Annotated in this window: 12 protein-coding genes; 7 read left to right on the forward strand and 5 right to left on the reverse strand. The window is 42.0% G+C overall.

The window, feature by feature from the left end:
- Nucleotides 1–75 precede the first annotated feature (75 nt).
- The 4 genes from FHW89_RS08375 to FHW89_RS08390 are packed head-to-tail and all read left to right on the forward strand — an operon-like array spanning nt 76 to nt 6,744.
- The gene (locus FHW89_RS08375) at nt 76–1,413 is read left to right on the forward strand and encodes a DNA mismatch repair protein (RefSeq protein WP_172334583.1); all 1,338 of its coding nucleotides are present in this window, start codon (nt 76–78) and stop codon (nt 1,411–1,413) included.
- A gap of 11 nt (nt 1,414–1,424) precedes the next feature.
- Nucleotides 1,425–2,759, forward strand: coding sequence for a DNA mismatch repair protein (locus FHW89_RS08380; protein ID WP_172334584.1), 1,335 nt, complete (start codon nt 1,425–1,427; stop codon nt 2,757–2,759).
- A 26-nt stretch (nt 2,760–2,785) separates the two neighbouring features.
- Nucleotides 2,786–3,940 carry a TlpA disulfide reductase family protein gene (locus FHW89_RS08385; RefSeq protein ID WP_253952198.1) on the forward strand — a complete coding sequence of 385 codons (1,155 nt, stop codon included), beginning with the start codon at nt 2,786–2,788 and terminating at the stop codon, nt 3,938–3,940.
- A gap of 17 nt (nt 3,941–3,957) precedes the next feature.
- Complete coding sequence (locus tag FHW89_RS08390; protein ID WP_172334585.1) at nt 3,958–6,744, forward strand: pitrilysin family protein; 2,787 nt, start codon at nt 3,958–3,960, stop codon at nt 6,742–6,744.
- 618 nt (nt 6,745–7,362) lie between these two features.
- Here the strand turns inward: FHW89_RS08390 and FHW89_RS08395 are convergent.
- Nucleotides 7,363–8,241 (reverse strand): helix-turn-helix transcriptional regulator, encoded by an 879-nt coding sequence (locus tag FHW89_RS08395; RefSeq protein WP_172334586.1) that lies wholly within the window; start codon nt 8,239–8,241, stop codon nt 7,363–7,365.
- A gap of 359 nt (nt 8,242–8,600) precedes the next feature.
- Between FHW89_RS08395 and FHW89_RS29115 the strand changes: the two genes are divergently transcribed.
- The gene (locus FHW89_RS29115; protein WP_172334587.1) at nt 8,601–8,711 is read left to right on the forward strand and encodes an AbiH family protein; all 111 of its coding nucleotides are present in this window, start codon (nt 8,601–8,603) and stop codon (nt 8,709–8,711) included.
- Here the strand turns inward: FHW89_RS29115 and FHW89_RS08405 are convergent.
- A complete protein-coding gene (locus FHW89_RS08405) occupies nt 8,660–8,872 on the reverse strand; it encodes a hypothetical protein (protein WP_172334454.1) in 213 nt (70 codons plus the stop codon). The two genes, FHW89_RS29115 and FHW89_RS08405, sit on opposite strands and share 52 nt — an antisense overlap.
- A 913-nt stretch (nt 8,873–9,785) precedes the next feature.
- Nucleotides 9,786–11,186: a tRNA uridine-5-carboxymethylaminomethyl(34) synthesis GTPase MnmE gene (mnmE, locus tag FHW89_RS08410; RefSeq protein ID WP_172334588.1), complete on the reverse strand. Its 1,401-nt coding sequence runs from the start codon at nt 11,184–11,186 to the stop codon at nt 9,786–9,788.
- Between the two features lie 594 nt (nt 11,187–11,780).
- Between mnmE and FHW89_RS08415 the strand changes: the two genes are divergently transcribed.
- Nucleotides 11,781–12,839, forward strand: coding sequence for a nucleoid-associated protein (locus FHW89_RS08415; RefSeq protein WP_172334875.1), 1,059 nt, complete (start codon nt 11,781–11,783; stop codon nt 12,837–12,839).
- Between the two features lie 558 nt (nt 12,840–13,397).
- The gene (locus FHW89_RS08420) at nt 13,398–14,015 is read left to right on the forward strand and encodes a bifunctional 2-polyprenyl-6-hydroxyphenol methylase/3-demethylubiquinol 3-O-methyltransferase UbiG (RefSeq protein ID WP_172334589.1); all 618 of its coding nucleotides are present in this window, start codon (nt 13,398–13,400) and stop codon (nt 14,013–14,015) included.
- A gap of 488 nt (nt 14,016–14,503) precedes the next feature.
- Here FHW89_RS08420 and FHW89_RS08425 read toward each other — a convergent pair whose 3' ends face one another.
- Both FHW89_RS08425 and FHW89_RS28950 read right to left on the reverse strand, forming a co-directional pair.
- Nucleotides 14,504–16,501 (reverse strand): KUP/HAK/KT family potassium transporter, encoded by a 1,998-nt coding sequence (locus tag FHW89_RS08425; protein ID WP_172334590.1) that lies wholly within the window; start codon nt 16,499–16,501, stop codon nt 14,504–14,506.
- Nucleotides 16,485–16,613: a hypothetical protein gene (locus FHW89_RS28950; protein ID WP_256367770.1), complete on the reverse strand. Its 129-nt coding sequence runs from the start codon at nt 16,611–16,613 to the stop codon at nt 16,485–16,487. Before FHW89_RS28950 ends, FHW89_RS08425 begins: the two co-directional genes overlap by 17 nt.
- Nucleotides 16,614–16,771 lie beyond the last annotated feature (158 nt).

Genomic DNA, 16,771 nt, shown 5'->3' on the forward strand with positions numbered 1-16,771 from the left:
TAATAGTTAATGATACGGTATCTGGAGGTGGCTTGCATTTAGCCGTCTCCATTTACCGGAAGTTTATAAGATATCATGAATTTTCACACTGACAAGCAAACCCTCGATGACCTTAATATATTGGCAAAGCCAGGTAGTGATTCTATTTTCAGTCTCTTCAATAATACCTGCACTAGAGGCGGCGCGGAAATATTAGAACAGTACTTTCTTTATCCATTGACAAATAAGGAACAAATTAATAACCGGAGTCAAACCATGCAATTTTTTAGTACCGGTAGGCTCAGCTTCCCCTTTAAAACAGAGGACTTAGACAGTGCGGAAATATACCTGAGTATGACAGATCAGCGCACGATGCTCTCCTCCCGGGAAAATAATCTGGCGCAAAAGTTCAGTCAGCTCTTAGCGGCCGACGGCGACTATAAACTGATTGTCAATGGAATTAATGCAATTATAAGCATTTTACAAGACTTGAATAATTTCATTAACCGCATCCGGCCGACAGCTCAGGTAACTCCATATCACACCACTTTGGAAAAAATAGCCGAGTTGCTAAACTACCCGGAGTTAAAAATTTTACTGGAAGTCAAACAAACAGACAAACCTCCCTATGCAAGAATGATAGCCTATGATGATCTATTCAGATCCAGGTTTCGACGTCAAATAAAGCAAATCTTGACTGATATCTATCAACTGGACGTATTTATGTCCATTGCTATCGTGGCATTGAAACACAACTTTGTATTTGCGGAGGCAATAGATAAGTCTGAACATATTCTCCACCTATCGGATGTTTTTCATCCTCTGGTAAAAAATCCCGTTACCAACAGTATCCAACTTGGCACTGATAAAAATGTCGTGTTCTTGACGGGTGCGAACATGGCCGGAAAATCAACATTAATGAAATCAATAGGCATTGCTTTATACCTTGCGCATCTGGGCTTTCCTGTTGCGGCTGCACAAATGAAATTTTCAGTGCGTGATGGCATTTATACCACTATTAACTTACCTGACGACCTTGGCGCGGGGAACAGTCATTTTTACGCGGAAGTTCTGCGGGTTAAAAAAATAGCCAAAGAACTGGCGTCCTCTAAGAAACTCTTTGTCATATTCGATGAGCTTTTTCGAGGCACTAATGTTAAAGATGCCTATGAAGGCACTATTGCCATTACAAAAGCATTCGCCGAAAAACGCAGCTCAATGTTCTTAATATCTACCCATATTGTTGAGGCAGGCGAGATATTAAAAACACTGTGCAAAAATATCAAGTTCGTTTACCTCCCTACTCGTATGAACAACAACGCACCAGTGTATACCTATAAGCTGGAATCAGGCATTACCGCTGATAGACATGGCATGGTCATTATCAATAATGAGCGAATTCTTGAAATTATTAGAAGCCGAAACAACAAATAAGCCTTTCCCCTATGAACTTTTTTGCAGACATACAGACGCTGAATGATTTAAACATTACTGGCCGCTTTAAAAATAATTCTGTTGCTCGGCTATTTGACGAAGTAATTACTTCAGGAGGTAGAAAACTTATGGAGCAAATGTTTCAGGAGCCGCTTTTGAACCCAGACGACATCAACAAACGAAGCGGAATTTTTAGATACTTCGCGCGCCAGGGCACCCTGCTCCCATTTGCAGGCGAGGAACTGGAAATAATGGAAAATTACCTCAGTTCGGTTGGTAGCAATAATCTTATATCGACCGTTGTAAATGTGATATCTAAAAAGGTGCTGGAAATAGCAACTCAGGATAATGACTATGCAATGCTCGAATCCGATATAAGCAAAACCATCGATATCTTAAATCGATTTCGAGATTTTGTAGAGAAATTGGATCATGAAGTAAGCCCGTTTTCCGATCAATTGAATAGTATAAGAAATCAGCTTAGCCAACAAAAATTAAAGTGGATTGGACAGGAACGGGGAAATGCCAAATTTCCACTGGTAAAGCTGATACGTTATGATTACTATTTGCGCACGGAATTACGCGAAGCAATGACCAGCCTAATGGACGTGATATTTCAACTGGATGTTTACATTGCTGTAGCAGGAATAGCTGTAAAAAAGGACTTTCGTTTTGCCAGGGCCCAGCCAAAGAGCAACAACAAACTGACGATAACCGGACTCTATCACCCCACTGTCGAAAATGCGGTAAAAAACACCGTATCGTTACATCAAGAAAGCAATGTACTGTTTCTGACCGGTGCCAACATGGCCGGTAAATCGACATTGATGAAATCTCTTGGAATTAATATCTATCTCGCGCATATGGGGTTCCCGGTAGCCGCGGAGGATATGGAATTCTCCGTTAAAGACGGGCTTTATTCATCTATAAACGTACCCGACAATCTAAGTATGGGCTATAGCCATTTTTACGCGGAAGTATTGAGAGTCAAAACGGTCGCTGAAAAAGTGGCGGAAGATAAAAGCTTAGTTGTGATTTTCGACGAGCTTTTTAAAGGTACCAACGTAAAAGATGCCTACGAGGCAACATTTGAAATAACCAAAGCATTTTCCGAAAACCGGGATTCCTTTTTTGTAATCTCTACGCACATCATTGAAGTAGGCGAAGAGTTAAGACGGCATTGTGAAAATTTCAATTTCTCCTATCTGCCAACTACGATGATTGGCTCAACAATGTCTTACACCTATAAACTAAAAGAAGGCATCACAGCCGACCGCCACGGTATGATGATTATTGAAAACGAGAAAATTCTCGACATTATCAGGCACGACGAAACCCAGGAATAACAACATAAAACAACTAAAAAACGAATTTGACAAAACTATTAGAAGATATGAAAAGAATGTTTATATGGATATTGACCATCGCACCGGTAGTGGGATGGTCGCAAAGCTCCAATTTTGTATTGGAAGGAAAAGTTGGAGCGTACAATGCTCCGGCAAAATCTTTTTTAATATACTTTGTAAACGGAAAGCAGGTAGTTGATTCAGCCGCTATTACAAAAGGTATATTTAAGTTTTCAGGGACAGTAACAGAACCGCTTCAGGCACAACTGGTGTTAGATCATTATGGAGAAGGGTTAACCCGTTTAGGCAGGAACGCCGATGCAACAACGCTTTATCTTGAAAAAGGAAATATTGCCGTTGCTGGTAAAGATTCGGTAAAGAATGCCTCAATAAGCGGTTCAAAGGTAAATAATGACAACAATAATTATAAGCTAAGCATTGCTAAAGCTGAGGAAGCGGTAAAAGTTATAAATGCTGAATACTTTGCCGCACCCGCTGCAAAACAAAAAGATCCAGCGTTTATCGCAGGCTTAAAAACAAAGTTTGACGAGGCCGTCGCTAAAGGAAAAGAACTGCAAGTCAAATATGTTGAGCAAAATCCTGACTCGTACGTAAGCCTAATGGTTTTAAAAGACCTAGCCGGAATGGATATAAATGTGCCTCTAATTGAACCACTGTACAACAATTTATCCGCAGATATAAGAGGAACGGTTGCCGGATCAGCATTTTCAAAAGCAATCAATTCCGCACGTAGTACGTCCATAGGTGCTATGGCACCTTTATTTACGCAAAAGGATGCGAACGACAAGGACGTATCATTAATGAACTTTAGAGGAAAATATGTATTACTCGATTTTTGGGCGTCCTGGTGTATTCCGTGTCGTCAGGAAAACCCCAACGTCCTTAAGACCTACAATAAATATAAAACCAAAAATTTTACGGTGCTGGGCGTTTCGCTCGACAGGCCGGGAAAACGAGAGGACTGGCTGGCAGCAATCAAAGCAGACGGATTAGACTGGACACAGGTATCCGATTTAAAGTTTTGGGATAACGAAGCAGCGAAACTATATAACATCAAAGGTATTCCTCAAAACTACCTGATAGACCCCAACGGCAAAATCATTGCTAAAAATCTACGCGGTGATGATTTGGATAAAACGCTGGCCACTTTATTGAAATAAAAAAATCAAACGTTGGTATGAACACAAAATTAATTTTAACAGCAGGCCTGATTGGGAGCATTTTTTCTACGGCTCACGCACAAAATATACCTTTAGATTCCGCTGTTCGCACCGGTACACTAAGTAATGGTTTTACCTATTACATTCGTCATAATGAGCAACCTAAGAACCGTGTAATTTTTTACCTGGCCAATAAAGTCGGTTCAGTCCTGGAAGACGAAGATCAGCGCGGCCTTGCTCATTTTATGGAACATATGAGCTTCAACGGCACAAAAAATTTCCCCAAAAATGAACTGATAAATTATCTACAAAAAGCAGGTGTCCGATTCGGCGCGGACATCAATGCCTATACGGGATTTGATGAAACTGTATATCAGTTGCCATTACCATCAGATAATCCAGAAATCTTAAAGAATGGCGTTGAGATTGTACATGACTGGGCCCATGGCGCATTACTTGATTCCGTAGAGATTGACAAGGAACGAGGCGTTGTTCTGGAAGAAAAGCGCTTGGGAAAGGGAGCGAGCGAGAGAATGCGGAGATCCTATTGGCCGATAATATTGAACAACTCGCGCTATTCGCAACGAATGCCAATTGGTTTAGATACCGTATTGAATAATTTTAGGCCGCAAACTATCAAACGATTCTATAACGATTGGTATCGACCTGATTTACAAGCTTTGATCGTCGTTGGAGACATAGACGTTGACCAAATGGAAAAGGTCATTAAAGCTAAGTTTGCCGATCTTAAAAACCCCGTTAACGAAAAAGCAAGAACGCTATACAAAGTTCCTTTAACAGGCAAAAATGAATTTGTAGCAGTCACTGATCCTGAAATGACTGCTACAACTGCTGATATAATAATTAAGTTCCCGGAACTGCCTTTACATACGATCTCTGATTATCGGGCAAATATCGTACGGCAACTTTTCAACAATATGATGGGGCAACGATGCGGTGAATTATTGCGGCAATCAGATCCGCCATTTTTATCTGCAAACGCCGCTGTGGGTGGCTTTTTAGGTGGCTTGGATAATTATGACATAAACGTTACTGCTAAACCTGGTGATCTGGAGAAAGCAGTTAAAGCCATATGGCGCGAAAATGAACGCGTGAAACGGTTTGGTTTTACACCGACCGAACTACAACGTGCAAAAGAAAGCTTTCTGAATCGATACAAATTGTCATTGACTGAAAAAGATAAAAATCCGTCAGAAAATTACGTGAGAGAATATTTGGATTATTTTTTACACGGCACCGCATCTCCGGGAATTGCTTATGAATTTAATCTGGCGAATAAAGAGATAAACGGAATTACACTTGATGAAATCAACACATTAATAAAAACAATTAATAAGCAGACGGATCGTGATATTCTGATCATGGCTCCCGATAAAGAAAAGAAAAATCTACCCGACAATCAACTGTTTAACAATTGGCTGACAATTATTGAGGCGGATAATATTCTGCCGTACAAAGATGAATTTAGTAAAGAAAGCTTATTAAAGTCTATCCCTGCAACAGGAAAGATAGTCAGTGAAAAAAAGGATGATCACAATGGTATTATTACACTTCTGTTGAGTAATGGCATTAGGGTATTGCTAAAACCGACAGATTTTAAAAACGATCAAATTATTTTTAGCGGGTTTGGGCCTGGTGGAACGTCGTTGTATGGCGATTCGGATTTCCAATCTGCCTCAGCTGCTAACGTTATACCTTCTTATGGGGCAGGCAATTATAATACCACCCAATTAGGCAAGTACCTGACCGGGAAACAACTGATTGTTCAGCCGTTTATTGCCGAACGTTCGCAGGGAGTCAACGGAAGCACAGTTAAAGAAAACTTAGAAGATGCATTGCAATTGACGTATGCCTATCTCACTGCCCCCCGAAAAGATTCCTCGATGTTTAACGGCTTGATGATCCGCTCAAAGGCAGGTATTGCGAATCGCCTCAATGACCCCAACAGCGTCTATCAGGATACGATCAGCGCGATATTGGGCAATCACAACTTACGCAGAACGGGACCTTCACTGGCAAAATTAGAACAGGTTTCCCTGGACCGGGCGTATTCAATCTATAGAGAGCGTTTCGCCAACGAAAGCGGTTTCGTATTCGTGTTTATTGGCAGCATCGATATGCCCGCAATCAAACCACTCATAGAGAAATACCTGGCTAGTTTGCCCGCAAGTGGAAAAAAAGAGGAGGCAAAGGACTTGCACATCAATGTTCCAACCGGTATCATCAAAAGAACGGTATATAAAGGCACGGAGCAAAAAGCAAGTGTAACATTAGTGTTCACTGGTGCTTTTGATGATACTATGGAAAATAAACTTGTTCTGGATGCTTTGAAAGAATCATTACAAATCAGGTTGATAGAGAACTTGCGTGAGGATGAGGGTGGCGTATATTCTCCATCTACAAGAGTTTCCACTGTCAAGTACCCGCGAAGTACCTACAACTTGACTATTACGTTCGGCTGCGCTCCCCAAAATGTTGACAAACTCATAAACTTAACATTGGGTGAGGTAGAAAAACTTAAAACGACAGGGCCGTCACAAATCAACCTTGATAAATTTAAAGCCGAAAACCAACGAACCTTTGAAACCAGTTTAAAAACGAATGGGTTTTGGCTAACATACTTATCCGGACAGATTCAAAATCGTGAAGATTTAAATCAAATAGATGACTATGCAAAATTGCTAAATTCGATCCCCCCCGAAAAAGTCAGGAAGATGGCTAATGATTGTTTAACCGGCAAAAACTACATTCAGCTGGTCCTTATGCCTGAAAAAAGTAAATAGTAAGACCTCAAGTAAATTGATGTGCCCATACATTGTATAATGCATCATAAGACAACCTTCGCTAAGACGAAGGTTGTCTTAGTGGTCGAGACAAAGCGTAAGCTAACTTTCATTTAAAATATCTTGGAATCCAAATCACGAGCCTGGTCCAACGCTGTACGATTTTCAATGATAATCCCCTTCATTCACGGGAGATTCATCAAAACTGATATGGTTGTTGGTAGCCCGGCCTATAAAATCTTCAGCCGTTCTTACTAAGATTAGTTAAAAGTTAAAAAAGCATTCCGTGAAGAGAATGCTTTTTTTTACATCTAAAATACCTCGCAAGAGGTACATGGAACTACCGGGATTGATTAGACCCAAGAACGCTGCAAAATCTTCAACAATCGAAATACCCTACCGGCAGATAATCCATATTTTCCACTAAGCTGTTTTATTTTTAACTTTAATTAATTAACTTTCAATGACTTAAATTCAAATAAAGCAGAGAATAAGGTATCGTCAAAACTTTTTTAAGAACCTGCAAATTAGAAAAGTTGTAAACGACTCATTTACTTTGGCGGATCACACATCGATTTTCTCGCGTGCCTTCCCAAAATTCAACCAAGAAACGGTTGTTCACAATGGCGAGAGGACTGCCACAGGTTCCTTTAACGAAGACGGTGATACATTATATTTACGTTTAAAAGCCCTGGAAAAATGAGCGACACTTGCAAAGCTGGCATGTAAGCTCGCATCACTAACGTTCATGCCTTCAACCTCGATTAAATCTCTCGCATACTCCAATCTGCGATTTAGCAGCCATCGGTGTGGCGAAGTATTATATATTTTTTGGAATTCACGTTTGAACGTTGCCAGACTTCTTCCTGCCTTATATGCTAATTCCTCCAGCGTAAGATTCTCCCGGTAATACCCCTCTACAACCTTATTAAGGTCGATCGCCTTGTACGTGGTAAAATTCATGAATGAAGAAAGCAGATCGGGGTTGGTATCCGAAAGGTTGAAAAGTAATTCAAAAAGCTTATTTTGAAGAAACGATGAATGTTGCGATAGATCACTATCAAACGCGACCAAAACCGATTGAAGAAAAATCTGGATTGATCTGTTGTAAGATATTTTACTTACCGATTTGCTTTCGTTTCTTTTTCGCCGCCCAATCCTTTTATGGAATAAAAAGTCTTTGATCAGCTCATCTTTGAAAAAAAACATGAGACTTTCGAATGGCTTACCGTCACCATTCACGTTGCCGATCTTTTCGTAATGGAAGCTGTGCGTTCGCTGGACTAACAAGCCTTCGCCTTTTTCTACAAACAATGTATCGTTACCGAAACTTACTTTGTAACGTCCTTCCAGAACAAATAATAACAAATGCTGACTAACTAACAGATCACTTTTGGCGAATTGTTTAGCCGAACACGATTCAACTACCGTTGCACCATCTATTTCCAATGACCGCAAATGATACGGCTCACGGGACAATTCATCTGGGAATTTCATAATATGTCATTTAGAAGCTGTAAAAACGTCGAGCAGGAGAAGAAATATTTTATGCAAACTTTTGAAAAATAAATTGGTCTGACTGTAATATCATTACAATTTATATGGATACAACCTAATAATATAACGATATCAGGTATATGACAGGTTGCCTTCAATATTATTTTTAAACAAAATGTTTGTTTATGAATGTCTAATTTGTACTTTAAAACTTGGCCCAACCCTTATCTTTCATTCGGCTTAATAATATTGTAATTTGGATGCAGATCAATTGGCAGCTTAATTTTTATATCATCTACAGTAATAGCACAAACAACTTTTCCTGATAAATTAATATCTTTCCTTTCCTGAATATCAGAATGAAACGACTTATACTCATAGGCAACGGATTCGATCTCGCGCATGGCATGCGAACCGGCTACAATGATTTTATCAAAGCGTATGTCACCTCCTGCCTTAAATCTTCATAGGCGATGCAATGGTAAACCAATCGCCTCCTCCTGTACAGGGCATAGTTAACGGTATCATGGGGCGTAGTAAGTGCGTCGAGAATTTTTGCGCCGACCCAAATGGCGCCGCCAAGAAGCAGCAGGCGTTCAAAGGGAGTTTTGTTCTGTAGATATTCTTCCATGTTTTACAATTAGGGGAGATTAAAGTTACCTAAAAATATGGAGCAGATATTCATTATCCTGAATTGTGTTAAGCCCAATCAGAATGCCCACCAGCCGAATGGCAATAAGTCATAAGCGGTAAACACCAGCTAAGCATTTTGGGATCGCGCGGACACGTAAAACTATCCCTTATCAAAAAGGGATGGTTGAATTTATCAAACAGTGATTCCGTCATTTTATCGAAACCACGAGGACAAAATCATTGAAACTGATCACCACGTTCAACACCGCGCAAAATGAAGAACCGTCGCTCAATGACTGCTGAGCGCCAATCCGCCACAACTGATCCCGGATCACTTCGGCATTTCGTTGGAACAGGCTGCATCGCTTGGCAAACTGGAGATTTCGCTGAAATTGACCACCTGATTCCGATTTAAAGTGACCACCCATTCCGGATTCAAAGTGACCAGGGTATTCCGGATCAAGCTGACCACCCCATTTTTGTAACGATGCTTTAGATACTGGCTGTGCTGTTTAGGACCTGATCAGGCTCGCCGATGAAGAAGTGAATTGGGAGCCTGATCGCGTATGCGAAATCGCCCTTAAAGCCGGTATTAAAGTGATGGGCGATGATCTCCGCAAGAGATATGCGCTCACATGTCCAGGTGCTTCAAGCTTCTAAGAAAAAGCACGAGCAGTACCAGACTTATTAAAAAAGGTAAATAAGCTATCTTTGTTTTATGCTGTTAAAGCATCTGCTGCATTTCTTTGCCAGCAAAATAGGTGGTCAGTTTGCCACGGAATAGGGTGTAACATATCTCCGAAACGCCCACCAATTATCCAAGAATTTGGACAAGTCGAAATACGATAAATTATTAACAATGAGAAGTTTAACTGTCTGGAGTTGTCACTTACTGCCGAGGTTTGACGGCATTATTTGCCGATACAAAACTTACTGAATATATTATCCAGCAGATCATCCGTAGTAACGGCGCCGGTTATTTCACCGAGATAATGAAGGGCCTGCTTGATGTCCATCGACAGGAAATCTGAGGTGATGCTGCCGTCGATGCCACCTAATACCCGAATCAGCGCATCTTCTGTTTTTTGCAAAGCCTCTAAATGGCGGATGTTGGTTACCAGGGTTTCATCACCACTGAGCTGATCTTTGATTGCTGTGCCGTAGATCTTATTTTTCAGGTCATCTATATGCAGTTTTTCTTTGGCCGAGATAAAGATGGTCTGCAGATCTGGAAGACCGGAAGTCAGGAAAAATTCCTGGATGCTTTCCGACTTTTCCTTTCCTTCTAACTGTATCAAATCCATTTTATTGGCAACCAACAGCATGGCTATACCAGGGCTTTGCAAGCTTTCCAGGTCATTTTTTAGTTCTTCAAGCGTAATCTGATCCGCGTCAAAAACATAAATGAGCAGGGCGCTTTGGCTTATTTTTTCCATGGTACGCTGTACCCCTATCTGCTCAATAGCATCGGTAGCCTCGCGGATACCGGCTGTATCTATCAGCCTGAAATTGATACCTTGTATGTTCAATACTTCTTCAATAGTATCGCGGGTGGTACCTGGTATGTGGCTCACAATGGCTCTTTCTTCGTTCAACAAGGCATTAAGAAGGGTTGATTTACCCGCGTTTGGCCTGCCGGCTATTACCGTGTTCACGCCTTGTTTTATAGCATTTCCCAACTCGAACGACTGGATCAGCCTGCCTATAATTCTGGTGATATCCACTATCAATTGTTTGAGCTGGTCGCGATTGGCAAACTCTACATCCTCTTCGGCAAAGTCAAGCTCCAGTTCAATAAGGGAGGCAAAATTCACCAGCTGCTCCCGCAAACCTTGCAATTGGTTGCTAAACCCACCCCGCAATTGTTGTAAGGCTACCTGTTGGGATGCTTTAGAGTTAGACGCGATCAGATCGGCTACAGCTTCGGCCTGCGAAAGATCGAGCTGACCATTCAGGAACGCCCTTAGGGTAAATTCGCCGGGTTTGGCACTCCGTGCACCTCTTTTGATGAACAGCTTGATAATACTCTCCACAATATATCCCGAGGCATGACAGCTAATCTCCACCACATTTTCGCGGGTATAGGATCTGGGTGCCACAAACAGCGATACCAGCACCTCATCCAGCATTAGGTCGCCATCCATGATATGGCCAAAATGGATAGTGTGCGAGGCCTGTTTGGTCAGGTCCTTGCCTTTCCATACGCTGTTGGCTATGTTGATAGCATCCAGGCCCGAAAGGCGGATCACCGCGATTGCCCCTATCCCGTTTGGCGTAGCCAGCGCTACTATAGTATCTTGTAAATTGTCCATGGCGAATAGTCGATGGTCCATGGAAATTATCAGCAGCCACAGACCAGGGCACAAATTTAACACAAATAAATCGCACCCGATCGACGGGCCTGCTATCGGCCTCAAGCTTTTACCTTTTAATGGCTAAAAAACTTTTTAAACCTTAATTTTTAACACTTTTTTGCTCAAAAACGGGTTAAAAACTGCCATTTTTTTTTTCAAAAACATCGATTTTAACATTTTTTAACAAATTTCAGCATGATTTTTAACGCGCTTTTAAAACTTTAAAAAGTATTAAATATTTGATTGTCAAATAACTAAATCAAAACAGAGCATTTTTTGATCTGTTTTTCTCCTTAACAAAACAGCCCGGCTCTCTTATTTGGAGAGCCGGGCTGTTCGCTTGTTATAAAGATACGAAATTACCGTGAGAGTGGCAAATGAAATGTTCATGGTTCATAGATGATAGTTCATAGTAAAAATACTCCATAGGTTAGTAATCACAGTCGATGGCTGATAGACCATGGTTCAGCGTAATTATTTTTTACCATGAACTATGAACCATCATCTATGAACTATCAACTACGCCGTAAAACCCCTACCTTCGCAGCCATTATGGTAACTTTTTTTGAAGCTTCGCTCGATACTATTTCGGTGCATCATGTTGGCAACCAGTCGCAGGAAGAGATGTACGCCCTCTCTGATCAGCCCCTGGAACTTAAGGATGATATTATCCCCAACCTGCTAATGCAGTATTTTTTAAAACCATTTGAAAAAGCCAACGAAGTATACCACCTCATGCACAGCAGCGGTAACCTTTCATTGAACGAGATCCACCACTTTGCCTCACAGGCTTTTGAGGACCGGGAAAAGTTTCATGAAGCATCCGAGCAGATAGCCAAACACCTGTACAAAACCACCACCCATCCCAACATTAAAGGTGGCGAGCTGTACGTGGTTTATTTTAACGATGTACAAATTGAGGGCAACCCGCTGGATGCCATTGGTATTTTTAAATCGGAAAATAAGGAAACCTACCTTAAAGTTTACCCCGATAAAGGTGGCTTCCAGGTTGATTATGAGCAGGATGCCATCAACATCAACAAGCTGGACAAAGGCGTGCTCATCTTCAATATCGAAAAGGAAAATGGCTATAAAGTAGTGGTGGTTGATAAAACCAATGGCGGACAGGACGCTGCCGTATTCTGGAAAGACAACTTCCTGCAACTCCGCATCCGTAACGATAGCTTTAACCAAACCAACAATACCCTGGGCATCTACAAAAACTTTGTAACCGAAAAACTCGACGAGCAGTTTGAAATGAGCAAGGCCGATAAGATCGATTTGCTGAACCGATCCATGAAGTATTTTAAGGAGAAGGATGAGTTTAATATGGACGAATTCTCGAACGAAGTAATCGGTAACCCCGAAGCCATCGAATCGTTCAAAAGCTTCAAGAACCAGTACGAGCAGGAGTTTGACAGCCCCATTGCCGATAACTTTGTGATATCAGACAATGCCGTAAAAAAGCAGGCCCGCGTTTATAAAAGCGTGCTCAAACTGGATAAAAACTTCCACATTTATATTCATGGCGATAAGGAATTGATTGAAAAAGGTTTCGATGATGGCCGCGCCATGAACTATTATAAAGTTTATTTTAAGGAAGAAGCGTAAGATTTCAATTAGTGAATTATTGATTTAGTGAGTTAGTGATTCCTTTACTTGCGCTCGTTTGCAACGAGTGCAAGATTGAATTAGCCGGAATTGAGGTTTTTAAGTAAGATAGATCAGTTTCTATACCATCCGGTAAGGAATTTTCCAAACCCCATCGGGGTTAAAGCTTTGTAGAAAAATTTCAATTGCAATTCAGTGCCGTAGGTACTGTACTCAGGTTGCATACCTACGGCATGCTCGATATCTATTTTTTGTTTTCTACAAAACTTTTACTCCTACGGAGTAGCCTTTAGAATCGAATAATCCAGATCTTTTATATCGAAGTCATGCCAAACTTGTTGCGGCATCCCATGAGCAAGGTTTACAGCATGGTGGTTAACTCACCATATGGGATCCTGATACAAGTTCAGGATGACAGATACCTCATCCCGGAAGTCATGCCGAACTTGTTTCGGCGTCCCATCAACAAGGTGTACAGCCTGTTCTCTCAGGATGACATTGCGTTAACAAGGCAAATAGTTATTTGCTGTAAATTGCGCGTCAATAATTTAAAAGATCATGGCAAACGAAAAACCGGAGTTTTGGGAAGCGGCCTTTGGCGAAAAACAAGAGATGTGGGGTTTTGAACCTGCAAAATCGGCTGTATTGACCAAGTATCTTTTTGTAAGCAAATCGATAAAAAATATCCTGATCCCAGGCATCGGTTATGGTCGCAATGCACAGGTTTTCAGAGAAAACGGCATCACGGTAACCGGTATCGAGATCTCCCCAACAGCTATTGACATGGCCCGGAAGCATTACGGAACGGATATGGTGATCTACCATGGTTCTGTAACCGACATGCCCTTTGATGATCACCGGTACGACGGTATATTTTGCTACGCCCTTATACATTTGCTTGACAGCGGCGAACGCGAAAAATTGATCAGCGATTGCTATAGTCAACTGTCGGCAGGTGGCTATATGGTATTTAGCGCAATCTCCAAAGAAGCCAACACCTACGGCCAGGGCAAATTCATCAGCCAGGATCGTTACGAGATATTTGCCGACATGAAAATGTTCTTTTACGACCGGGAAAGTATCCAGGCCGAGTTTGGCCAGGCCGGATTATTCGAGATCACGGAGATCAGCGAGAGCCAGCCATTCTTTTTAATCAAGTGTAAAAAGGGGGAATAAGTTAAGGTGATTGTGCCTATGCTTTTCAGTTCCCTCCCCACGGGAGGGGCGCGACGGATTTGCGTGATGGCAGGGAGGGGTTTATGTACCAGGTGAGTTTAGTTTCATAAAGTATCGGGCGATGAAACCTCTTCCCCCCTTCCCGAGGGAAGAAATCGCACTATTTCTCCGGCTTTTGATCTTTGGTAAATGAAAGACTTACGAAGTTTTTGAAACTGCGTAAGTCTTTTTATATCCGGTCAGGTCATGCCGAACTCGTTTCGGCATCCCATAAGCAAGATGTACAGTATCTTGGTTAGCCTGTCCTGTGAGATCCTGAAACAAGTTCAGGATGACATTTTTTAATTCCACCAAGGGAGGGAAATAATATCACAAAAGGGGTCACCCTGAGCTCCGTCGAAGGGTTGAGCGCAGAGGCCTCCCCACATGCTTCGACGGGGCTCAGCATGACAGCCTTACTTACACGTCATCACAAACACACATAAGCATCAGCTCACTTCCAACACACCGTTACTGTAACTAACCGACTCTACCCTTTTCAGATGCACATTACTCACCGGTTTTACTACCAGCGGTATTTTTTCTATCCGGGTTTCGCTCGTATCCAAACCAAAAGCTTTGGCTTCTGACTGGGCCAGTTTTTTGATGGCGAAATAACTATTGAGGATAAATGCCTCCGAAGTGCTGAACAAGTTATTGTACGACAGGAATTTCTCCATGATCACAAACCTGAAATCGGCAGCTATTTTGTATTTGTTCAATGATTCGTACTGACTGGTAATGTCAATTTCCTTACGTTGCACCATGTCCTCCACTACATTTCTGAACAACACGTTCACTCTTGGCTGTATCCGGAAACCTAAGCGGAATTCGATACGGATTACTTTACCGGGCTCTATCTGGTCAACGCTGTATTCCATGGTATAGGGTTCGTCGGTGCGTTCAATGTGCACAAACCAATAGGTATCAGCACGTTTGGGCCGGCGGCTCATGATGGAGTAAATGATCTTTTCTTCTATCTGCTTACCATTGTTGGCTTTGGTAAGATAGATGAGGTGCGTAGCGTATTTGTTTACCGTAGTATCAGCGCTCAGCGCATTGAGCAAGGGCAGTTTTTCTTTAATGTCGATAAAATTCAGGAAGCGGTTATTGATCTTACGGGCCTTAAACCAAACATACATGGTAAATATCAAACCAATTTCAAAACCTACGAAGAACAACCGGTGTATAATTTTCACGGCGTTGGCCACAAAAAACGAGAATTCCACCGTTAAAAACACGCACAATATCATGGTGACTATCCATACCGGCCAATGTTTTACGTAGCGCATAAAGTAGTACATCAGTATAGTGGTACTGAGCATGGCAATAGTGATGCTGAAACCATAGGCGGCCGTCATGGCGGCAGATGTTTTAAAGTACAGCGATACCAGGATACAGCCCACGCACAGGATCCAGTTGATGCTGGGGATATAAATTTGTCCGCGTATGTTGGATGGGTATTTGATGGTGATGCGCGGCCAGAAGTTCATACTTACCGCTTCACTGATCAAGGTGAATGAACCGCTGATCAAAGCCTGACTGGCAATAATGGTAGCCATAGTAGCCAGCGCCACGCCGGGAATCAGGAACTGGTGTGGTACGATCTCAAAGAAAGGATTAACACCGGTAAAATCCTTGCCTGGGGCTTGCGCCAAAACCCAGGCACCCTGCCCCAGATAGTTTAAAACCAGGGTAGTTTTTACAAAAATCCAGCTTACCTGTATATTTTTACGTCCGCAATGGCCCAGGTCTGAATAGAGCGCTTCGGCACCGGTGGTACACAAAAATACCGCGCCCAGCAGCCAGAAACCTTTGGGATGATCCATAAGCAGGCGCGCACCGTAATATGGGTTTAAAGCTTTAAATATAGATGGATGGTGTATTACCTGCATAGTGCCCAAAACGCCCAGCATCACAAACCAAAGCAGCATAATAGGCCCAAATGCCGAGCCCACCACCTTGGTACCAAACTGCTGAAAAAAGAAGAGCAGGATAATAATACTGATCACGATGATCAAAATAAGGTTATTACCCGGCACAATAACGTTTGAGAAAGCAGGCACCAGGTTAAGCCCTTCAATAGCCGATGTTACGGATATGGGCGGAGTGATGATACCATCGGCCAGCAAGGTACCCGCGCCTACAATAGCAGGGATGGCCAGCCATTTGCCATAGCGCCTTACTAACGCATACAGAGAAAATATACCGCCCTCGCCTTTGTTATCGGCCTGCAGGGTGATTACGATATACTTAAAAGTGGTTTGAAGGGTAAGTGTCCAGAAGATACAGGATATAGAGCCCAATACCAATGCCATATTCACCTTGCCGCCCTCTACCAGTAAGGTTTGGAAAACATACAACGGCGAAGTACCTATATCGCCAAAAATAATACCCAGGGTAACTATCAGACCCGCGAAAGAGAGTTGCTTAACGTGCGAATTCATTCAATGAGATAAAAAAAGAGGGGTTGGATATGATACCTGCGAACGCTGCCGGGGAGATGGCTGCCAATTTTTTATTCTTAGGATCGGCAGCTAAAGAAAATAACAGCATCATACGTTAATTTGATTGATGATTCGCTATAGCCAAAATGCGTGCCGGGAGGTGTTTTATTTTGATAAAGATTTATATAACAGATACATAGTCAAAAACGCACAATTTTAACCTCCATTTAAAACCTATCATTTTGATAGGTTTTATCATTTTGAGAGGGT

It is taken from the genome of Mucilaginibacter sp. SG564, from assembly GCF_013149275.1.
Classification (GTDB): Bacteria; Bacteroidota; Bacteroidia; order Sphingobacteriales; family Sphingobacteriaceae; genus Mucilaginibacter.